Genomic DNA, 21419 nt, shown 5'->3' with positions numbered 1-21419 from the left:
GCTGGGGCAGAGCCGGTGGGCCTGCCGCCCTTGTCTCCGCCGGCTGGGGCCGCGAGCATGGCGCGCCGTTGAAGCCGATGCGGCCGCCCACGGGTGCGGGGCCGTGAAGATCACGTCTCTACGGCTGGAGGATCAGGCAGGGATCAGTTGCTGCCGTTGGAGAGTCCCAGCTCAACTGCCAGAAGCGCGGCCTGGGTTCGGTTTTCCAGTTGGAGTTTGGTCAGTATGCGGGAGACGTAAGTTTTGACGCTGGATTCGCTCACATGCAGTTCTTTGGAAATGCTGAGGTTGCTCATGCCCTGCCCCAGAAGCGCCAGCACTTCCCGCTCTCGGCGACCGAACTTCGACAGGGCGTTCCGCGAGTTCTCGGAAGGCATCCCTCGGCCCACGATCGATCTGGTCAAGACCTTCTTCGCGATGTCCGAGGACAGGACCGTGTTGCCGACCGCCGCGGCGAAGACCGCTTGCACCAGTTGCGCCGGATTCAGATGTTTCAAGAGAAAGCCGGAGGCTCCGGCTTCCATGGCCTGAAAGAGGTTCTCAGCCATGCCGAATGCCGTCAGGATGATGATGCGCGGTGGGTCCTGCTCCGCCATGAGGCGTCGGGTCGCGGCGAAACCGTCGCAGCCGGGCATGTGGGCGTCCAAGAGCGCCACGTCCGGACGCAATTGCTCGCACAGTGAGACGGCTTCCATGCCGTCTCGGGCCTCTCCGACCACCCCGATCCCATCGGCCGCTTCCAGGATGACGCGAATCCCGCTGCGTACCAGGTCTTCGTCGTCGGCAATCACTACTTGGATCATCTGTCCCTCTTGTGCTCGCTGCGCCTGTCATTGAAGAAATGCCGTCCCGTCCTCGTTCGTCGTCATCACAGATGCTCACACCGCGGATCTCCGCCTCATTTGTCCTCGCGGTTTCCGTCCAGGAAAGTGGCTGTGAGCGTGAGGCTACCGTCGGTATCCGCACCGGCATAGATGTCCCCTACCGCCTCTCTCACTTTCCCGCCGCAGCCATCCCGGTCCGTGACCGATGCCCGACAGAGTGATGCCCGCTTCGGTCGGCGGTCGTCGCGCACAGTGACATTCACGTCGCCGTCGGATTGGGTGATCTTGCTCGCCCCAGTCGCATCGGGAGTGTGACGCATCGCGTTGAATACGCCTTCTTTGACCACCTTGGAGGCGAGCCGCTGTGCGGACCGGTCCGGGCGGGGCGGCGCGAGTCGGACATGCCCCCCGATCTTGACGCCCGCACGGCGGCACATCGCTATCGGCGATGCTGGATCGGAAAGCATCGGCCCCGTGCTCTCAGGTACGTCCTCGGCGCCGTCTATGGCGCTCTCCCATTCCGTCATGATGTCGCGCGGTGCGTTCATGGCACTCTCGCCCGCGGACAGCACGATTCGGCGCCGCTGTTTGATCGGCTCGGCGGCGTCTCTACGGAGGGTTACGGCACCTGTCTGGAACATCATCACCGAGACCCGATAGTCATCACCCTCATGATATCTACCGGGCCAACCGTTCGCGCCGGCCGCAGAACTGCTCCTCGGCGCATGCTGCCCTGGAGCAGGGCGCTCTGCCGCGTGCGCTGGAGATCAAGCTCGGACGCGCACGTGACAATCGCGTGCAACGTCGCTCCAGGTTTCCCGGCTCGCTGAATCACCCCTGTAGGGAAGCCCACGAGAAGGTCGGCACATCAGCACAGTCGATATCAGCACGGCCACGAGAAAATGGTTTCGCGGGCCCGACCCGCTCGCGACGCGCCATCCCAGCCGGGAATCCACCTTCCGGTTGCCCCCGCCCCCCTGCCCCTCCAACCACGCCGGCACCGGCATCGCTGCCCGCAGTCTGCGACTCCGCGGCGGCCTGCGGAGCTGTCGCGCTACGGCGTGCACGGGAAGGCGGTCTCAAGGCGCTGCGTTCGCTGCCCGGCCGATGCTCTCTGTGCCGCACCTTGAACCGGGCACGGTTGACTGGAAGGCATACGCGTTCTGCGCGTTGGAGCACGAGCACCGGATGCCGCGGCGGTAGCAGGCGTTCGTGAAGAACTTCTCCAAGTGGCCCAAGAACTCCTCCAAGTGGCCCGATCCGCAGCCAAGTTGACGTCAGATCAGGTAGTGGGAGCAAGCCAGGACGACAGTGCCGGCCTCGCTCGGCCTGCCCGGGCAGCCGTCGGAGGGCTCGGTGCTCAGGTTGACCATGCACTGTGCTTCGTCGATGGGGTGGGGGAGGGGCGCGAGGTACCGCGTCTTCGACGAGCCGGGTGGCCGCAGTCCGAAACCACCCTGCGATGGCCTTGATGTCGTCAGGGGTGGGGCTGCGAACCCGCCGGTCACGGCCTCCAGTTCCTCACACTGTTGGGTGGTGGTCCCCGCGAGGTCTTCCGATGACGTGGTTCTTGGCCAGGTGTTGTCGACGGCGCCCTCGTCGTCGTGGTCACGAAGGGGCCCCGGGAACGCCCGGAGCCCCTTCGCCGATGCCTTTGCCGTCAGCCGACGGCCAACTGGGTAGCGGTACCTGCCGGTTTGTGGTGCCTGCTGATGTTCTTCTCCAGTAGGGCCAGGGACTCGGCCACCCCCACGCTCTCCGCGGTGAACTCCGGAAGTCGGCCGTCTGCCTTCTTCAGTTCTTCCAGCGCCCGGTCGATCGCGCTCTGGGCGGCGAAAAGGCACGGAGTGCTGTAGATCGCCACGTTCACACCGAGTTCGCTCAGCTCCGGCAGCGACAGTCGCGGCGACTTGCCTCCTGCTATCTGGTTGAACAGCAGTGGTTTGTCCCCGATGACTTGACGGACCTTGCGTATCCAGTCCACGCTGCGGACCCCGTCGACGAGGATGACATCAGCGTCCGAGGCCGCCAGTGCCTTGGCGCGGCGCAGGATCTCGGCCTCCTCCGTGGCGTCGGTCCGCGCGACGACGACCAGGTCGCGGCGGGCGGCGAGGACCATGTCGAGCTTTTCCAGATAGGTGTCCAGCGGCAGCACCTGTTTGCCGTCAACATGGCCGCAGCGTCGGGGTCTTTGCTGGTCTTCGAGGATGACCCCCGATGCACCGATCGCCTCCAGCTGCTGGACGACATGGCAGGCCGTCTCAGGGTCGACGTAACCGTCGTCGATGTCGACGAGCAGGTGCTGCTCCGGGAAGGCCAGCCGGAGCCGCTGCACGAAGGCGACGATGTCGGGCCAGGCGATGAATCCGATATCCGGCAGGCCGTAGTGGGAGGCGGCGAAGCCGAAGCCGGAGACGAACATGCCGTCGTAGTGCTGGGCCGCCACCGAGGCGGAGAACATGTCGAAGACGCCGATCAACGGCGTAGTGCCGTTCTGGGTGATTTCCTCGCGAAGTTGACGCCCGTGCTCCATGAAACCTCCTTGTTGAGGAATCCCCACCATGGCACACGCACACGTTGGGAATCGTCATCCATGAGTATTACGCGGGTCGACTTTTGGGCCGACTTGAGGCGGCTGATGTGCCGTGGATTCGATATTCATGAATTCTATGTTAATTCTGGGAAAACTGGAGAGAATTGCGTGTGGATGGCCTGGCCTGACCCTGGTTGGTCGGACCGGACATTGAGCTCTGTCGGTGCCCTGGTGCCGAAGCTGCGATTCACGATAGCCGTCGACTTTGTTGATTGTCGAAACGGTTGTGAGGCTTCTGGCCTGGGCTGATGTGTCGCGTACGTGATCGCGACGTAGAGGCGCGAGGAAAGGCCCACGATTCATGTTGTTCGAGGAGCTGGGTTTTCGGGTCGGCGATGCGTTTCTCGGCGAAGCGAAGGCTGGACGGTGCGTCTCCGAGTGGTTCCTGGAGTGAGTGGTGTTCGCGTTCAGCTGCTGAACGCGGTGGTTTTGATGCTGGCGTTCTCGCTGACGAGTTGCTGGACAGTCTCGCCGGGGCCAGCTGGCCGAAGTTGCGGAGCTAAATACTTAAAGGCTGTCCGGTAAATGCCGATCGCGGGTGAGATGAATTCGTCGTGTCTGGTGTGATCACGGCATCGCGGCCGTCCTGGTAGACCTGTTCACCGGGCTGGGTGCGCGTCAGTTCGGCAAGCTGACCACCGCGCTGCGACGGGAGGGCGCGGACCCGGTTCGCAAGAGAGAGCCGTGCGGCTAGGGCGGTGGCTGACCGGGCTGAGCGGGCTGACCCGGCCTACCGCAACTGGCGGGCAGCGCCCGCTCCGTGCGCCGTTTCGACGGCCGTGCCGTTCCCTGCCTCGTATCCGGTGCCGTTCGCCGTTGCGTTTCCGGCCTCGTTCTGCGTCCTGTGCGCCGCCCTGTTGACCGGCACATCCTGCGTTCCCTTCGCGTGCTCCTCGGCGTTCGCGTGCTCGTCAGCGTTCGCCTGCTCGTCGGTGCTCGCCTGTGCTGCGTACCGTTTCGCGAGTACCGCGCACACCATCAGCTGCATCTGGTGGAAGAGCATCAGCGGCAGTACTGCCAGGCCGGCCTGCGGGCCGAAGAGGACGCCGGCCATGGGAAGCCCGGCGGCCAGACTCTTCTTCGAACCGGCGAAGGTGATCGCGATCCGGTCCCCCCGCTCGAAGCCGAGCAGCCGCGAGCCGTACGAGGTGACCGTCAGCATGGCCGCCAGCAGCACCGCCTCCACGCCCACCAGGCACAGCAGTCGCAGCGGGGAGACCTGGTGCCAGATGCCCTGGACCATCCCGGCGCTGAACGCGGCATAGACGACCAGCAGTATCGAGCCACGGTCCACCCGGCCGAGGACCTTCCGGTGCCGGGCGAGGAACCCCGCGATCCAGCGTCGCAGCAACTGCCCGGCCACGAACGGGAGAAGCAGCTGGACGGCGACCGAGACCAGGGAGTGCGCCGAGAACCCGGCGCCGGCACCGTGCAGCACCAGCCCGGCCAGCAGCGGTGTCAGGACGATGCCCACGAGGCTGGAGAACGAGCCCGCGCAGATCGCCGCCGCCACATTGCCGCGCGCTATGGAGGTGAAGGCGATGGAGGACTGGACCGTGGACGGCACCAGGCACAGGAACAGCAGACCGGTGTACAGGGCGGGCGTCAGGATCTGCGGTACCAGGGCGCGGGCGGCCAGGCCGAGGAGTGGGAAGACGACGAAGGTGCAGGCCAGGGTGGTCAGATGGAGGCGCCAGTGGCGGAGTCCGTCCATCGCCTCCTTGGTGGAGAGCCGGGCGCCGTAGAGGAAGAAGAGCAGGGCGACGGCCCCGGTGGAGGCACCATCCGCGACGGTGGCGGCGGACCCGGCGGCCGGTAGCAGCGCGGCCAGGCCGACCGTGCCCACCAACGCGACGAGGAAGCCGTCCACGGGGAGCCAGGAGGGGAGGCGGAACACAGAGCGGCGCATGATCTCTCTTCGCAGTCGGTGGCTCACGTCGTGGCCCGGACGGGTCCCTCTCCAGGGTGCCGGGTCCGAGGTTGATCGGGAACCCCGCTTACCATGGTGACTGCCATCATGGATTGCGATAAGCGCGGGATGGCGATGAGACGCATGAGACGGCGATGAACGACGGGTCCCGTCGCCGGTTGCCATGACTGGGCGACGAAGTCGCGGGGGTGAACCCCTGGAGCGCCCGGGGCGCGCCAGGGTGGCAGCGCCTCCCAGCTGCGACTACGTGGTGGCCACGCCAATTCGGCGGCGGTGAGCGGCGTGATCTGTGGGGTATTGGTCCAACTCCCCAGCGGAGACAAACCACATCCCCACGGCTTCTTTGAAGCCGTGGGATGTGTCGTCGTCCGGCACAGGCGGGTGCCCGCGAAGGGGGCGCCTCAATCGAGCCCTATGCCGCGGCGGCCGGTCTCGTTGAGGTCGTCGGGAGTGAAGCGGCCGGTCCAGTTGCGTTCGTGGTGTTCGGCGGGGAAGTCGCCGGGGCTGGAGCCGGTGACGAACGCCTCGCGGACCTCGACGGCGTAGCGCTCGTTGCGCGGGCACCAGGGGGCGGCGGGGATGTACATGACGTTGCCCCAGCCCTTCTGGTCCTGCACCGGGGCCACGCTGTGGATCATGTCGCAGTGCCACCAGACCGAGTCGCCCGCCTTGACGTCGGGGACGGGGACCAGCGCGCGGTACAGGAGCGGGTGCCAGCGCTTGGTCACCGGGAAGACCTGGTTGACCGTGACACCGCACATCGAGTCCTCGGGGACGTCCGGCAGGAGGGGGCGGAGCAGCAGATAGGCCATGATCTCGGGGATGGGGACGGTGTGCAGGACGCCTTGGTCGTTGTCCATGTCGGACAGCGCTGTCCACCCCTGGAAGGTGCGGAAGGCGGAGCACATCGTCGAGCCGGGGTACTGGGGGCCGGTGGTGCGGTGGGCCGCGTCCCACGGGTCGTACTGCTCGGCGGTGCCGTCGAAGAGGTGGCGGAACGCCTTCTGGTATTCCTCGGTCATCCACAGGTCGAGGGTGCCGGGGTCGCAGTGGGTGCCCAGGCCCGCGGAGTTGCTGCCCGGCGGGCGGCGCCGGATGCGGTCCGGGTAGACGGCGCCGCGGTCCGGGTCGAACCACTCGGTGCCGTCCGCCGCGGTGTGCTTCCAGAAGGAATTGAGGAACGACTGCACGGTGGCCATGCGCTCCGACTGGCGGGCCTGCATCTGGGCCTGCGACCAGTAGACGGGATAGATCTCGGGCTTGGAGCCGACGCTGCCGAAGAAGTCGTCGCCGGGGCCCGCGTAGTTCTCGAAGAACGCGTTGCGCTCGACGTAGTCGACGATGCCGGCGTCCCAGGCCAGGGCCTGCTCGCGGGGGAAGTGCCCACGGACCACCAGGCAGCCGCGGCGCTTGAGTTTGGCCAACTGGGCGGGGGTGACGGTGCCGCCCCGTATCGCGTCGTAGTCGAGGACCGGCCACACCTCCTCGCCGCGTTCCTGATCTGCCGCGATTTCCGCGATCCGGGCCTTGATCCGTTCCTCGACGGCCGTGAAGACCTCCCGCACGGTGCGCCCCGACGATTCGATACGGGCTCGCAGCGCGGGCTTGATCTCGCGGATGGCGGCCCGAAGGTCCTCCGGGGTCTGCTCCCAGTGCGGCACGGTGGGGGAAAGCTGCTGGTCAGCGGCGAGCCTCATCGCTCGACTCCTTTAGTGAGAGCTCCTTACTAAATCCACGGTAACGCGACCCTCATATTTAGGCAAGACTCCTTACTAGAATGAGTGCATGGCCCCTTCCAAGCCCTCCCTCGAAATGCTGCGTGCCCTGACCGACGAGCACGTGCTGAGCGCGCTCATGGACCATCCCCGTCTGACCCGCGCCGAGATCTCGGCCTGCGCCGGCCTCTCGAAGCCGACCGTCTCGGACAGCGTCCAGCGCCTGAGCGAGGCGGGACTGGTCATCGACACCGGTGAACGCACCACGGGGCGCGGGCGAGCCGGCCTGTACTACTCCCTCGCGCCGACGTTCGGTGCCGCGCTGGTCGCCGGCATCACTCCGCGCGGCGTGACGGCCGAAGTGGTCGACGCTCACGGGCAGGTCACCGGGCAGGCCCACGCCGAGCTGGGGCGGACCCCGGGAGCGGACCGGGCCGCCGAGGCACTGGCCGCGGTCACCACCCGACTCCGGTCATCGTGTGCCGGCGGACTGCGCACGGCGGTGATCAGCGCCGCCGACCCCGTCGACCGCGCCACCGGCCGGCTCGTCCAACTACCGGACGCACCCTTCCTGGTCGGCGACCTGGACCCGGTGGCGGTACTGTCCCCGCTCGTCGCAGGACCCGTCCTGGTGGACAACGACATCAACTGGGCGGCACGCGCCGAAGGCCACAGCGGCCGCGCCGCAGACATCGATGACTTCGTCTACGTCCACCTGGGCGAGGGGCTGGGCTGTGCCGTGGTCCAGGACGGCGCGGTCCGGCGCGGACACCACGGGCTGGCCGGCGAGATCGCCCACCTCTACACGGTCGGCCCGGACGGCGCCGCGATGCCGCTGACGGAGGTGTTCGCCACCCTCGGCCTGCGCCGGCCTGCATCCACAGCCATCGATGTCGCGGCCCTGGAGTCGGCGACCGCAGGCGACGACGAACCGGCGCACCGGACACGGACCGCCCTGGCCCGTGCGATCGGCGGTGTACTGTCGGCCGCCGTCTCCCTCACCGACCCCGAGCTGATCGTCATCGGCGGCGAATGGGGCAGCCACCCCCACATCATTGCCGCCATCGACCGGCACTTCAGCCACAGCCCACGACCGGTCCGCCTCGCCGCAGCCGAGATGACGGCCCCCGAACTGGCCGGAGCACGCACCCGCGCCGTCGAGGAATTGCGGTCCCTCGTGGTCCACTCCGCGCACCCAGCCACCGACAGCTGACCGCGACCCGCGCAAACGGCCGGCTGCGAAAGCCAACCGTTCCCACGTCATGACTGCCAGGCCGGGCCGTCTTCCCTCTCTTGGCTCGGCGTTGGAGGGGAGCAACGACCGGACCGCCGTTTCCTAGGCGGTCGTATGAAACGGCGCGACGGCACGCCCTCGGCCCTGGACGTGTCCCGTTTCATGAATTTGCAACAGTTCGAGCATCGCGCTGAGTTACGCGTCACTGAACGGCGGCAACGAACTCGGCGATCACCTTGTCCCAGACCTCGGTCAGTTCCTTGGACGGCGGTGAAGGGCGGCAGGCTGTGGCGACCTGGGCGGGCACACGCATCGGGACCACGTCCGCCGGCCGATCGAACGTGGGCGACGCCTCCAACGCGGCTGTGCCCGTCCCGGCTTGGGCGAGCGCAGTGAGGTAGGCGCTTCCGCCGACTTCGGCGAACCGTCCCCGGCGATGCAGATGCACGCCGACGGTGATCGCGTCGACCGGCTCCCCGGCCGCGTGCACGGCCAGCACCGAGACGTAGACGACGGCGAGCGGGCCCGACAGGTCCTCCGGCAGCAGGGCAGCGGCCGTCTCCGGGATCGAATCGGGGGCGACGAGCATCCGGCCGACCCGGGCGCGCTGCGCGGCTTCCCTGTCCGCCGGGGCGGGCATGGCGGTGAGTGTGGTCATGGTCCTGGTCCTCTGAGCTCGATGGCGGTCGGCGGTGGCCGACCCCGCCATGAGCAACGAGCGGAGGGGCACCACGGAAGCGTCGAAACCTTCTGGCGGGCATGGCAACCCGTCCGCGGTTTCGCGCACGAGCGGATCGGACCGCGCTGTCCGATTCCCCAGCGGCGGGTAGTGGAGCGGGCCGCCCGTACAGCACGGCCGGCGCGGCCCGCGGCATTCCGAGCCGCAGGGATACGAGGGGGCAGCAGCCGATCGGTCAAGACCAGCCGCTGAGCCAGTGCAGTAGCGCTGGCCGCCGGAGCCAGGGTGTTCAACGGGCGTTGCCGAGCTCCTGGCTCCCGCGGAGCGGGCTTGTCGAAGGCCGGTGCGCTACCACGCCGAAGGGGGTGCGTGCCCGGCAGCCGTTCTGCCGACTACCCACCAGCCAAATCGCCAGGCCGGCACACCCAACACACACCCCCAAGATGGTTAGCTCGATGCTGAACGAGCCATCGAGGCCGCCCGGTTCGTGAGGGGAGTGTCCGGGGCAGTTCGCCGGGAGCAACGTGGTGATCTGGAAGCATGGTGGTGGTCTTGCATCCCGGGGAGGTGGTGGTCTTGACATCCCGGGGAGGTGCGGTGTCGACGGTCCGTGGCGCGGGTGGCCGCGCGTTCGTGCTGGCGGGTCGGCGCGTCATCCTGACCGGGCCGCCCGGCGACGACCGCCGACTGATCACGGATTACGAGCAGGCGCGACGGTTCCTCGTTGATCCGCGCCAGCGCCGGGCGTCTTTGCTCCAGGTGCCTTCCGGGCCCGCGTCCGCCATGTCGGTGACGGACATGGACGCGCCGCAGCACACCCGGGTTCGGGCGCTGTTGAGCGCCGCCTTTTCCCACCGCGCGGTCGAGCGGCGACTGCCGGCGATGGAGTACCGAGCCCGCGCCCTGGCCGAAGGCATGCGCGCGGCGGGTCCGTGCCGTGATGCTCTGGCGGAGTTCTGCGTCCCGTTCGCCTACGCCGTGCACTGTGACCTGCTGGGCGTACCGGAACATGCGCGGCAGACGCTGTATCGCCGGTCGTGTGCCCGGTCGCAGAGACCCGATGCCGACGGGGTGGCTCTGTACCGCGCGGAGTTGGCCCTGCACAGTGCCGTCGGCGAGTTGCTTGACCATCACGACGTCCACCCCGGACTTCTACGGGACCTGCTCGGGGTACACCGCAGCGGTGCCCTGGAGGCCGACGAGCTGAAGGGGCTGGCGGCCTCGCTGTTCTTCGACGGCCACATCCTCGCCGCGAACCAACTCGCCAACGCCCTGATGTGCCTGTTCGCGCATCAGCACTGGATGGCCGGGCTCATCGCCGAACCCGCCCTCCTGGACCCGACGGTCGAAGAGACGCTGCGGTTCAGCCCCGCCATCACTGTCGGTATGACCCGCGTCGACGCTGCCGGTGTCCGCACGGCGGTGGCGTTCGGTCCGGCCAACCGCGATTCCAACGTGTTTCAGGCACCCAACCGGTTCGACCCCACCCGCACCGGGCCACGCCACCTCTCCTTCGGCCTCGGCCCGCATCACTGCCTGGGGGCCGCACTCATGCGCGCCGAACTACGCGTCGCGCTGACCACACTGCTGACCCACTTGCCGGGCCTGCGGCCCGCTGTCGAAGACCGTGGACTGAGCTGGACATCGACCGGTACCGTGCGCGGCCTCATCGACCTACCCCTCACTTGGGACCGGTAGAGCACAGCATCCCAGGAACGCCCGCTGGTCTGGGGCGGCTTCGTCTCTGCGGCCCTGGGGGAAGACGGCCGATCGAGGCCGGCGCCCGTGCCGGCCGGTTACCAGTGGGGAGCCACAGCGCGCACGTCCGGGGAGCGGCCGAGCGGCGGTGCCGGGGACGAGGCCACCGAGGACGTGGACCGGACCTGGCGCGAAGGCCGCCGGGAGCAGGGCGGACGTGCACAGGCGAACGGCGGTGGCGCGCCGACCCCAGTCCTTACCCGCTGTTCATTAACGCTTAGCCTCCCCGGACCTACCGGAAGGTAGCGTTCCCCATCATCAGTAGCAGCCGCCTACAAAGTAGGGAGAGATACTCCATGCGTCCCAATTTCCCTGCGTCTCCGGTGAAATCCGCTCCGCGCACCGCCTTCCGCTGCTACGTCGAGGCCATTGCCGACGTCCTGTCCGGCCACCGCTCCCAGCCGGTGATCACCGCCGCCGACGGCCGGCAGGTGACCGCGGGAGAACTCCTCGACACCGTGTACCGCTTCGCCCGGGAGCTGGCCGCCCAGGGCATCGGGCGCGGCAGCACCGTCTCGCTCTTCGCCGGTAACCGCCCCGAGGTGCTGGCCGCCCGCTACGCCGCCAACCTCCTGGGCGCCAGGGTGGTCTCCCTCTACCAGGGCATGGCCCCCGACGCCCTGGCCAAGATCGCCCGCAGTGTCGACACCAACCTGCTGGTCGTCGAGCCGGACTGGCAGGAAGCCGCCGAGCGGCTACTGAGCCGGGCCCGCCCGCCGCAGGTGTACGCCTTCGGACCCAGCCCGCTGGGCGAGGACCTGCTCGCGCGCGCCGCGCGGCACCCGGCCGACCCGATGCCCGGCGCCGCCCGCCCCGAGGACGACTGGTGCATACGCCATACCGGAGGCACCACGGGCGTCCCCAAGGGCGTACGGATGCCGCACGGCCCGTACCAGGACATGCTTCCCTTCGGCTCCGTCGGCGCCGGCGCGCCGCCCCGCTTCCTGGCCTGCACTCCCCTCGCCCACGTCGCGGGCAACATCGCCGACGCCACCCTGCTGGCGGGCGGATCGGTGGTCCTGCACCGGGAGTTCGACCCGGGCGACGTCCTCACGACAGTGGAGCGGGAGCGGATCACGCACCTGTGGCTGCTGCCACCGCTGATCTACCGGCTCCTCGACCACCCCGCCCTGGCCGCCACCGACCTGAGCAGCATCCGCCGCATCAGCTACGGCGGCTGCGCCGCCTCCGCCTCCCGTCTGCGCCGAGCCCACGAGGTGTTCGGGACGGTCCTGTACGGCGGATACGGGCAGTCCGAAGCGGGCGCCGTCACCGTCATCGGACCAGAGGAACACCAGGACCTGGCCCAGGACGGGCAGGCCACGGTCGGACGGGCGATTCCCGGCGTCGACATCGCCATCCACGACGCCCACGACGGCAGACCCGTGCCCACCGGGCAGGTCGGAGAGGTACGGGTGCGCTCCGGGCAGGCCATGACCGGATACTGGCGGCGCCCCGACCTCACGGCGCAGGTACTGCGCGACGGCTGGGTGCACACCGGTGACGTGGGCTATCTCGACGAGGGCGGCTACCTCTACATCGTCGACCGCCTCAAGGACATGATCATCGTGGTCGGCGGCCATGTCTACACCCACGAGTTGGAGGACCTGCTGCTCACCCACCCGGCGATCGCCCACTGCGCGGTCTTCGGCGTACGCGGCGCGGACGCCACCGAGGAAGTGCACATCGCGGTCGTCCCGGCTGCCGGGCACCGCCCCGAGCACGGCACGCTCAGGGACTTCGTCACCGAGCGCAAGGGCGCGCTGAGCGCCCCGGCCGCCGTGCACATCGTCCCGGACATCCCGCTCACCCCCGTCGGCAAGCCCGACAAGAAGCGGCTGCGGACCATGCTCAGCGCCCACTAGCCACACATCAGGCTGCGGTCTCCTCCGGCACGGCGACCGCCTCGGCGGCCCTTCGGGTGCGGATACCGCTCCGCCGTGTCGACGCCCGCACGCCGCCGCACGCCCCGGCCCTCGGCTTCGGCCGGGGGCACGCGCCATCGGCACGGCGGCCCCGGCACTTCACCAGGGCCGCCGTAACGGCCGTTACGCGTGCCGTCGCCGTCAGGTGGCTTCGTAGGCCGCGCCCGCGATGGCGAGGTCCTCCCAGGCCATGCCGACGCTCTTGAAGAGGCGGGGGCGGTCCGGGGCCGCAACGGCGGCTCCGGAGGCCAGGTCGGCGAGCGTCACCAGCGCCTCCTGGGCGAGCCGGCCGCTGTCCAGTTCCGGGATGAGATCGCCGGCTTCGCGGGCCGCGGCGGCCCGGGACTCGACCACGACGGTGCTGCCCAGGACGGTGGCGCCGTCCACCTCGCGGCTACCGCGTTCGTGGGAGCCGACCGCGGTCACCGTGGCGTGCGACGGGAGCAGGGCGCCGTCGAACAGCGGGGTGCGGGCAGTGGTGCAGCAGGCGACGAGATCGGCGTCGGCGACGGCGGACGGGTCGCCGGCCTCGACGGTCAGGCCGGTGTCCCGGCGGGCCGCCTCGACGAACCGCTCGACGTGCGCGGGGGTGCGCCCCACGACGGTCACGTGGGTGAGGGGACGCACCACGCGCAGCGCGTCCAGGTGGCCGCGGGCCTGGGGGCCGGTGCCGAACACCACCAGGCGGCCGGCCTCGGGGACGGCGAGCAGGTCGGCGGCGAGGGCCGAGACGGCCGAAGTGCGCACGGTGGTCAGTGCGATCCCGTCGAGCAGTGCGACCGGGGTGAGGGTCACGGCGTCGAAGAGCAGGTACTGGCCCTGCACGCGGGGGAGCCCGGCGGCCGGGTTGTCCGGGGCGACGGTGGCCACCTTGACGCCCGCGTAGCGGCTGCGGTGCGCGGGCATCAGGAGCAACTGGCCGTGCTCGACGGGCACGATGGTGCGCGGCGGATCGGCTTCGGGATCCGGCCCGTCGCGCAGCGCGGCTCGGAGTGCGTCGATGGCCACGGCCATCGGGAGTGCGTGCAGCAGACCGGGCTCGTCGATGATCCGGGGCAGGTGGGGAACAGGGGGAGTGGCGCTCATACTGCCGAGTCTGCCCCGGCCCGGAGCGCGGATGCGTGATCTTCGACGGACCGGTGCGCGGGCGGAAGGGAGAAGGGCTCCTGCGGGGCGTTCCTCCCTTCTCGCCATGCGGCGTGCGCTGCGGCCTGCCCCGGCAGCCCCGAACCGCCGGTCGAGGGCACCCGCCCTCCATCCACCACCGGCCTTGGACCTCTCCGCGCCTGCCCAAGCCCAGGATTGCCCAAAGTTGAGGCCCAGCAAGGTAGTTGGTAGGACAGTCGATGGTGAACGGAGAGCCGGCGACACATTGACGGTTCGCCGGACGGCACGGTCCTGGCACCTCGACGGCGTCACCAGCCGGCCGTGACAACCGTGCCGGCCGCCCACGACATGCGTGCAACGACCGGGCGGTGCACGGTACGTACCCGGCGTGGGCCGATCCGGCCGACTACGCCGACCACCCGGGCCTGTCATCCACGGGCACGGAGCAGACGGCCAGGACAACGGCATCGGCCGGTGCACCCACCGGCCACGCGATGTGGTCGACGCCGTTGGCACCGCCTGGCACGGGTTAACCAGTTGCCGTCCCCTTGCCTGTTCGCGTGAGCTGGTGAACGGCCGCGCGGCGGTGACGGGTTCCGTACCCGCGGCATCGTGCGTACGGGGAAAACGGCTCGGTCGTGCCGCGGTCGGCACAGGCGGGACGGTCGAGGACAGGAAGAGGCCGTATGGTCACGACACAGCCGGCTCCATGGCGCAGGTCGGCGGTGCTGGCGGCCCTGATGCTGGCCGCCTTCACCTTCAACACCGCGGAGAATCTTCCGGTCGGCCTCCTGGAACTCATCTCACGGGGCCTACGGGTGTCGGTGCCGGCGGTCGGCTACCTGGTCACCGGTTACGGCGTGACGGTCGCCGTGGCATCCCTACCGCTGGCCCACATCACACGGGCCATGCCCCGACGTCATGTGCTCACCGGGCTGCTGGCCGCGCTCATCGTGTCCAGTCTGGTCGCGGCGTCGGCCACCTCCTACTGGGTGCTGCTTGCGGCCCGGCTGCTGACCGCACTCGCGCAGGCCCTGTTCTGGGCCGTCATGGGGCCGACCGCGGTGGGCTTGTTCCGGCCCGAGGTACGCGGGCGTGTGGTCGGGGCACTGTCCGTCGCCGGCTCGCTCGCCCTCGTACTCGGTGTTCCCGCCGGGTCCTGGCTGGGTCAGCGGAGCGACTGGCCGGTGCCACTCGCGGCGTTGGCGGGCCTGGGGCTCATCTCCCTCGTGACGATCGCCGTTCTGCTGCCGACTTCGCGCCCGGAAGAAGGACACGCCGCCTACGGAACCCACCCCGGCGCCCGCCGGTTCGGAACCGTGCTGACGGCCGGGGCCCTGTCGGCAACCGGCGCATTCGCAGGATTCACCTACATCGTCAAGTTCCTGGGCGACGTGAGCGGGTTCTCCCAGAGCACGGTCAGTGTCCTGCTCGTGGCCTTCGGTGTCGCGTGCCTGGCCGGGGTGAGCATCACCGGGGCGCTGCTGGACCGCATTCCGCACCACACTCTGACCACTGCCATCGCCACGCAGGCGGTGGGCATGCTCGGCCTGTACGCGGCAGGTGCCGATCCCGTGGCGGCGGTGGTGTTCCTGGTGCTGATGGGCGGTGCACTCGGGCCGGTGTTCATGGCCACCCAGAACGAGATGCTGCGCTGCGCGCCGGGCCGCACGGATCTCGCACTCGCGGCCAACTCGGGTGTCTACAACGCCGGTATCGCGGCGGGCGCCGCACTGGGGGCACTGGCCCTCCCGCTCGCCGGCGTTCGCGGCACCTTCCTCATGGGCGGACTGCTGACTACCGGGGCCTGCGCGGTACTGCTCGTCGAGCGGCTGCTGCCTGCGGCGCAGGCGACGCGGGCCGCGACAAGGCCACAGTCACACCGGTCGAGCCGGGGCACCGCGCGTCGCTGACCCGCCGATCCGTCCAGTGACCGCAGGCGGCACAGGACACCGGCCCGGACCGCTCCGCCGACCTCGGTCAGAACCGCCCCTTGCTGCCACCCTCTTCCCGACTCCTACGTTCTGACCGATGCCGCGGGGGCCGGACGGACCACGCCGCGTGAGCCGTTCGGGCGCGACGTTCACGTTCAGGTCTGCGAGATCGGCGAGCGTCAGGCGTTGCGTCCATGGCGCGCGGGGCGCCGGCTGAGCGCGACACTGCCGCAACCGCCCCCACCCGGCTCCCGCGCCGTGGAGCGTCTGTGGACAGGCGGCCCCCGACGGTGAGGCACCGGCCCGTGTCGACGCCCGACATGCACACACAGGCCCTTGAGGCGTCCGCAATACCAGGCTGACCCGTGACCGCGCAACGTCATCGTCGTCGAAACTCCGCTACGGGTGCCGTCGCTTTCGCCTCGGCAATGACGTTGCGCGGATGTTCTTCGAATTCCGGGAATGCACCCCGTCGGCACAACGAACCGAACCCTCTACGCCCCATATACCCCGTCGGGCCGACTGGTTCAGAGGCGGATGACGTTGTTGCACCCGTGGGACGAGCCGAGCTTGGTGATCTGCACGTCCGGCTTTTCGTCCTCTCTGAGCCGGAAGAAACCCAGGTGGTGCGGGAACTCCCGTACCTCGCCGAGGACATCGACGTTGTCGTCGTATGTCCTGCACGAGGTGCTCTGCTGGATGATGACCTTGCGGCCGTGCGACTTGCCGTTGTCGTACCGGCCGCTCGACTGCTGCTGATAGGTGCTCTGGCGGCTCTGCTGGGGGCTGTCGCCCCCCGACCCGCTGCCGGCGTAGGCGGTGCCCGCGCCGAGGAGGCTGACGCTGCCGAGAACGGCTACCACGGCGGCAGTGTTGCGAAGCTTGCGCATGTCATCTCCGAGATTCGAGCTGTTTCGATCAGTAATTGATCGACTTCATACAGTTAATGGAGGTTAAAGCAAAATGAGACGCGCCCACTCGGTGACGCGCCGAATTCCACGAGAGTCGCGAACCGGTATGGGCGCCCGTATCGGCTGGCCTGAATTTCAGATAATCACCGGGCGTGCTTTGGCGGCTCTTCGCGGATCGACTCGGGTCGGCTCGTTCGGCCGGTCGAGCCCGGGTCGGCGGGTGCTGGTAGGGGCGGGTGCCGTCCGCGACGAGCGGGATCCGGATCCCGTAGTCGGTGAAGTCGCGGAAGGCGTGGGCGAGTTGTCGGGTCTCTTCGCCGGCGCCGCTGATGGCTCGGGTACCGCCGTTGGGGACTCCGCCGGTGTCGGAGCAGGCACGGATCTCAGTGCGCCACTGGCGTGGCGTCCGGGCGAGCGGCGACCTCGGGGATCGGGCCGGTGTGGCGCGACTCCAGGACACCGTCTCGGCGGTCTTGCGGGCCGGCGGCGGGGCTCGTGGCGGTATGGATCTAGCGGAGCTGCCGGTAGACGTGCCAGGGCCACACGCAAAGTGACGCACGCGAAGCCTTCTCCTGCGTCCGTCGGCCGGTCGCTGCTGATCTTGGAAGGGCTCGTTCCGGCTCGCCATCGCGCACTCCGGGGCCCGCAGACCGCGAGAGGGCTCACCCAGGCTCATCCGTGAGAGCCGGCAAGAGAGCCCAAAAAAATTCGGACGGCGATGTCGAGAAGCCGTGACCGGTTCCGTCCCCGAGGTGAACGCGACCACAATGGGTTGCACCAGCACCGAGGAGAAACACGATGGCCAAGTACTTGCTGCTCAAGCATTACCGCGGCGCTCCGGCTCCGGTCAACGACGTGCCCATGGATCAGTGGACGCCGGAGGAGATCTCGGCGCATGTGAAGTACATGCAGGACTTCGCGACCCGGCTGGAGGAGACCGGCGAGTTCGTCAATGGTCAGGCGCTCGCTCCTGAGGGGACGTGGGTCCGGTACGACGGTGAGGGGCGCCCGCCGGTCACCGACGGCCCGTTCGCCGAGACCAAGGACCTCATCGCCGGCTGGATGATGATCGACGTCGACAGCTACGAGCGCGCCGTCGAGCTTGCCGGGGAACTGTCGGCCGCCCCCGGGGCGGGCGGGAAGCCGATCCACGAGTGGCTCGAGGTGCGACCGTTCCTGGCCTGCCCGGTCACCATCACGGAGTGATCTCGCAGATGGACGAGGCCCTGCTCCGGAGCCTTACGCCGAGCGTGCTCGGAATCCTCGTCCGCCGCGGAGCCGACTTCGCGGCGGCCGAGGACGCCGTGCAGGACGCGCTGGTCGAGGCGATCCGCGTCTGGCCGACCGGCCCTTCCCCAAGCTCTCGGCCTGGCTCGAGCAGGGGAGACCCCATTCGGGATCCGAAGGGCTGGCTGGTCACCGTGGCCTGGCGCCGGTTCCTCGACGCCACCCGGGCGGACGCCGCCCGCCGCCGGCGTGAGGACCGCGTCGACGAGGAGCCGGCGCCCGGTCCCGTACCCGCGGTGGACGACACGCTCCAGCTCTACTTCCTGTGCGCGCACCCGTCGCTGACACCGTCGTCCGCGGTCGCGCTCACGCTGCGGGCGGTCGGCGGGCTGACCACCCGCCAGATCGCCCAGGCATACCTGGTGCCCGAGGCGACCATGGCGCAGCGGATCAGCCGGGCCAAGCGCACGGTGTCCGGCGTGCGGTTCGACCAGCCCGGCGACGTCGCCACGGTGCTGCGTGTCCTCTACTTGGTCTTCAACGAGGGCTACGTCGGAGATGTCGACCTCGCTGCCGAGGCCATTCGGCTCACCCGGCAGCTCTCGGCCGCGATCGACCACCCGGAGGTGGCGGGGCTGCTCGCCCTCATGCTGCTCCACCACGCCCGGCGCGCCGCCCGGACCGCGGCCGACGGCAGCCTGGTGCCGCTCGCCGAGCAGGACCGCGGCCGGTGGGATACCGAGTCGATCGCCGAGGGCGTCGAGATCCTTCAGGCGGCACTTGCCCGGGACCGGCTGGGCGAGTTCCAGGCCCAGGCCGCCATCGCGGCGCTCCACGCCGACGCGCTCACCGCCGAGGAGACCGACTGGGTGCAGATCGTCGAGTGGTACGACGAGCTCGTGCGCCTGACGGACAGCCCGGTCGTCCGGCTCAACCGCGCGGTGGCCGTCGGCGAGGCCGACGGACCGCGCGCCGGCCTGGCGGCGCTCGCGGAGCTGGACGAATCGCTGCCCCGTCACGCAGCGGTGGCGGCGTACCTCCACGAGCGCGACGGCGACCTGGCGAAGGCGGCACGGCTGTACGCCGAGGCGGCGCACAAGGCACCCAACCTCGCCGAGCGGGACCACCTCACGCGCCAGGCCGCCCGCCTCAACACCCGGCGGAGTCACTGACGGGTCGCGGTCGGCAGAGCGCGCGGCACTGGGCGCGGGCCCGTGGCCGGAGCGGTCGTCCTGGCGGACGCCGAGGCGGCGGGCCGTAGGGGCCGGTCCATGGTGAGTGTGGTCTCCCCCTCCTGCCGAGCCCGGCAGCCTGCCGGCGGGAGGCGTTCCGCGGCTGGAACTGTCAGCCTCGCCGCGATCCGCTCAGGGCTTCGTGCCTGACATGCCGGGTCACTGATCGAGTTCGTAGTCGAACCGGATTCGGTGTGTGCCGTCCGAGTCGACCGTGATGCCTCCGGTCCCGGCTGTTCCGGCCAGTTGGCTCGTTCCGCTGCCCGGAACGATGACGACGAGCTCGTCCTCCCGGCTGGGGCCCGCGGTGGTTGCCGAGTGCGCGAAGTTGCAGCAGCCCTCCCGGCCGTGAAGCGTCCCTTCGAAGGACTCCATGGCGACATATGTGCCGGTGGCGGTGGACTGGTTGAACGCGGCGGTGAACAAGGTGGCCGAGCGACCGGCGACTTCGCCTTCGTACTTCTGGTCCATCGTGGCTGCACCCACAGGCACTGCGGCCTCGTCAGCCAGCTCCGGATCCTGTGAAAAGGCCGGTTCAGCCCCGGCGGGGCAGGTTCCTTCCTTACCGTGGCGTCCATGACGCTGCTGCACCTTCGCGACCACAGGGGTGACGGCCGGCCGCTCGTGCTGCTGCACGGCGCGGGGCGGTCGCTCGTCGACTGGGACACGGCGGCCACGGCGCTTGCTGCCGTAGGGCACCGGGTTCTCGCGATCGACCTTCCCGGGCACGGCCGTTCACCGGACCTCTCGCCCTGGGACGTGCCCGGGGTGGTGCGCCTGATCGCGGAGACGTTGGAGGCGTACGAGGTGCCGGAGGCCGTGGCGGTCGGGACGTCGCTCGGCGGGCTGGTCGCGGTCGAGTACGCGCGGGCGTACCCGGACCGGACGCGAGCCGCGGTGAACCTGGACGGCTTCTGGTGGGGACGTCCCGGGGAATATCCGGGCGCCGAGCGGGTGGGGAAGTCGCTGCGCTCGTCGGCCGGTGCCGTCGTACCGCCCGAGTACATCGGGCAGCAGGTCGCCCAGTGCGCTCTTTACGGGATTCCCGCCGGGCCCGCGGAGGTCGCCGCCCGCGCGGCCGTGCGCCCCCTGCCCGACGGCAGCTGGCAGATGCTGCCCGAGCGGTCGGCGGCGCTGGAGATGTACGCGGAACTCGACCGGCTCGGCGCGCTCGGCGTCACCCGGTGGCTGGACGGGGTGCGGTGCCCGCTGCTCCTGGTGCAGGCCGGCAAGCCGGATCCGCTTCCGACGCCGGAGTGGTTCGATGACCTCCAGGTCCGGTTCGCGCGCGGTCTGTCCGCCGAACTGACGGAACTCGCCCGTGTCCGGCCGACGGTCACCTTCACTTCCGTCGATGCCACCCACGCCATGGTCCAGGAGGTTCCGGAAGCGGTCGCGGAACTGGTCTCCGGGTTCGTCCACGGGCTGTCCGGCTGACCGGCCGACAAAGGCCGGTGGCAGGGGCTGCCTGCTCGGGGGTGAACGCGGTAGCGAGTGCCGGGGGTTGACCCGGCAGCGAGGGTGACCGGACCCCGGCGGACATGGCCGCCGGGGTCCTCTCGTGCCGCGGACTCGGCTCCCGCTACTGCCCGGAGGTGCGCTCCAGGTGTTCCCGCAGGGCCCGGGCCATGAGATCGCGGTCCTCGCCGAGGACGAAGGCGTGTACGCCGTCGGCGTGCCATTCGGCGCGGCGCTCCGGGGTGGTGGACATGGCGCAGAAGGGGACGGCGTGGCGGGCGCAGGCGTCGCGGAGGGTGCGGACGGCCTGCTGGACGCGGGGATGGCGGAGCTGCCAGGGGACCCCGTAGGACTGGGAGAGGTCGGCGGGGCCGGGCAGGACGAGGTCGACGCCGCCCGGGGCGAGGATGTCGTCGATCGCCTCGACTCCCTCGGCGTCCTCGATCAGGGCGATGAGCATCGTTTCGGCATTGGCCCGGCGGATGTACTCGGCCGGGTCGATCCGGCCGAAGCCGGGGCCCCGGCCGCCGTTGAGGGAGCGCATGCCCTCCGGGGCGTAGCGGGCGGCGCGCAGGGCGGCGCAGATGTCCGCGCGCCTGCGGACATGCGGGACGACGATGCCCATCGCCCCCGCGTCGAGTGCGCGCAGGATCGCTCCGGAGTCCGCCTCGGGCACCCGGACGAACGGAGTGAGCCCGGCCGTCTCGGCGGCCCGGATGAGGTTCTCCAGCTGTTGCGGATCGACCAGCGTGTGTTCGGTGTCGAGGACGGTGAAGTCATAGCCGGCGCAGCCGATCATCTCGGTCACCGCGGGCTCGGGAACCGTGCTGAACAGGCCGTACACCTCCTCGCCCGCGGCGAGCTTCCGCCGGACCTCGTTGGGGCGGAGCAT

17 protein-coding genes and 1 pseudogene are annotated in these 21419 nt (G+C 69.7%); 8 read left to right on the top strand and 10 right to left on the bottom strand.

The features are described 5' to 3' along the window. Nucleotides 1–143: 143 nt before the first annotated feature. The 3 genes from RZ84_RS02735 to RZ84_RS02725 all read right to left on the bottom strand — a co-directional run bounded on the left by RZ84_RS02735 (nt 144) and on the right by RZ84_RS02725 (nt 3357). A complete protein-coding gene (locus RZ84_RS02735; RefSeq protein WP_043262948.1) occupies nt 144–803 on the bottom strand; it encodes a response regulator in 660 nt (219 codons plus the stop codon). Nucleotides 804–898: 95 nt separating this feature from the next. Next, nucleotides 899–1471, bottom strand: a complete 573-nt coding sequence (locus tag RZ84_RS02730; protein ID WP_206743087.1) for a sensor histidine kinase — start codon at nt 1469–1471, stop codon at nt 899–901. Nucleotides 1472–2484: 1013 nt separating this feature from the next. Then, nucleotides 2485–3357 carry an isocitrate lyase/PEP mutase family protein gene (locus RZ84_RS02725; protein WP_043262946.1) on the bottom strand — a complete coding sequence of 291 codons (873 nt, stop codon included), beginning with the start codon at nt 3355–3357 and terminating at the stop codon, nt 2485–2487. A gap of 614 nt (nt 3358–3971) precedes the next feature. On the opposite strand from RZ84_RS02725, the pseudogene RZ84_RS37815 reads away from it, so the two are divergent. Further along, nucleotides 3972–4093: pseudogene (locus RZ84_RS37815) on the top strand (IS5/IS1182 family transposase); the annotation flags it as partial. 54 nt (nt 4094–4147) lie between these two features. Here the strand turns inward: RZ84_RS37815 and RZ84_RS02720 are convergent. Both RZ84_RS02720 and RZ84_RS02715 read right to left on the bottom strand, forming a co-directional pair. Then, a complete protein-coding gene (locus RZ84_RS02720) occupies nt 4148–5326 on the bottom strand; it encodes a bile acid:sodium symporter family protein (protein WP_078893530.1) in 1179 nt (392 codons plus the stop codon). A 422-nt stretch (nt 5327–5748) separates the two neighbouring features. Next, a complete protein-coding gene (locus tag RZ84_RS02715; protein WP_043262945.1) occupies nt 5749–7044 on the bottom strand; it encodes a DUF1479 domain-containing protein in 1296 nt (431 codons plus the stop codon). An 88-nt stretch (nt 7045–7132) separates the two neighbouring features. On the opposite strand from RZ84_RS02715, the gene RZ84_RS02710 reads away from it, so the two are divergent. Next, nucleotides 7133–8275 carry an ROK family transcriptional regulator gene (locus RZ84_RS02710; protein ID WP_043262944.1) on the top strand — a complete coding sequence of 381 codons (1143 nt, stop codon included), beginning with the start codon at nt 7133–7135 and terminating at the stop codon, nt 8273–8275. Between the two features lie 223 nt (nt 8276–8498). Here the strand turns inward: RZ84_RS02710 and RZ84_RS02705 are convergent, their stop codons facing one another. Then, the gene (locus RZ84_RS02705) at nt 8499–8954 is read right to left on the bottom strand and encodes a DnaB-like helicase N-terminal domain-containing protein (RefSeq protein WP_043262943.1); all 456 of its coding nucleotides are present in this window, start codon (nt 8952–8954) and stop codon (nt 8499–8501) included. Between the two features lie 618 nt (nt 8955–9572). On the opposite strand from RZ84_RS02705, the gene RZ84_RS02700 reads away from it, so the two are divergent. Continuing rightward, nucleotides 9573–10673: a cytochrome P450 gene (locus RZ84_RS02700; RefSeq protein ID WP_157878756.1), complete on the top strand. Its 1101-nt coding sequence runs from the start codon at nt 9573–9575 to the stop codon at nt 10671–10673. Between the two features lie 356 nt (nt 10674–11029). Further along, complete coding sequence (locus RZ84_RS02695) at nt 11030–12598, top strand: AMP-binding protein (RefSeq protein WP_052229727.1); 1569 nt, start codon at nt 11030–11032, stop codon at nt 12596–12598. Between the two features lie 201 nt (nt 12599–12799). Here RZ84_RS02695 and RZ84_RS02690 read toward each other — a convergent pair whose 3' ends face one another. Continuing rightward, a complete protein-coding gene (locus RZ84_RS02690; RefSeq protein ID WP_043262941.1) occupies nt 12800–13744 on the bottom strand; it encodes an ornithine cyclodeaminase family protein in 945 nt (314 codons plus the stop codon). 707 nt (nt 13745–14451) lie between these two features. Between RZ84_RS02690 and RZ84_RS02685 the strand changes: the two genes are divergently transcribed. After that, nucleotides 14452–15678 carry an MFS transporter gene (locus tag RZ84_RS02685; protein WP_052229726.1) on the top strand — a complete coding sequence of 409 codons (1227 nt, stop codon included), beginning with the start codon at nt 14452–14454 and terminating at the stop codon, nt 15676–15678. Between the two features lie 548 nt (nt 15679–16226). Here the strand turns inward: RZ84_RS02685 and RZ84_RS02680 are convergent. Further along, complete coding sequence (locus RZ84_RS02680; RefSeq protein ID WP_043262940.1) at nt 16227–16589, bottom strand: hypothetical protein; 363 nt, start codon at nt 16587–16589, stop codon at nt 16227–16229. A gap of 819 nt (nt 16590–17408) precedes the next feature. On the opposite strand from RZ84_RS02680, the gene RZ84_RS02675 reads away from it, so the two are divergent. Beyond that, a complete protein-coding gene (locus tag RZ84_RS02675; protein WP_043262939.1) occupies nt 17409–17816 on the top strand; it encodes a YciI family protein in 408 nt (135 codons plus the stop codon). Between the two features lie 8 nt (nt 17817–17824). After that, nucleotides 17825–19009 carry an RNA polymerase sigma factor gene (locus RZ84_RS02670; RefSeq protein WP_043262938.1) on the top strand — a complete coding sequence of 395 codons (1185 nt, stop codon included), beginning with the start codon at nt 17825–17827 and terminating at the stop codon, nt 19007–19009. Nucleotides 19010–19228: 219 nt separating this feature from the next. Here RZ84_RS02670 and RZ84_RS02665 read toward each other — a convergent pair whose 3' ends face one another. Next, a complete protein-coding gene (locus tag RZ84_RS02665) occupies nt 19229–19660 on the bottom strand; it encodes a DUF3224 domain-containing protein (RefSeq protein WP_347232803.1) in 432 nt (143 codons plus the stop codon). Here RZ84_RS02665 and RZ84_RS02660 point away from each other — a divergent pair. After that, nucleotides 19646–20506 (top strand): alpha/beta fold hydrolase, encoded by an 861-nt coding sequence (locus RZ84_RS02660; protein WP_043262937.1) that lies wholly within the window; start codon nt 19646–19648, stop codon nt 20504–20506. The genes RZ84_RS02665 and RZ84_RS02660 overlap by 15 nt on opposite strands. Before the next feature lie 145 nt (nt 20507–20651). On the opposite strand, the gene RZ84_RS02655 is transcribed toward RZ84_RS02660, so the two are convergent. Beyond that, nucleotides 20652–21419 (bottom strand): HpcH/HpaI aldolase family protein, encoded by a 768-nt coding sequence (locus RZ84_RS02655; RefSeq protein ID WP_043262936.1) that lies wholly within the window; start codon nt 21417–21419, stop codon nt 20652–20654.

It is taken from the genome of Streptomyces sp. CT34, from assembly GCF_000805335.1.
Taxonomy (GTDB): domain Bacteria; phylum Actinomycetota; class Actinomycetes; order Streptomycetales; family Streptomycetaceae; genus Streptomyces.
The sequence above is the reverse complement of the archived record's forward strand: the minus strand, read 5'-3'. Positions and strand labels throughout refer to the sequence as shown.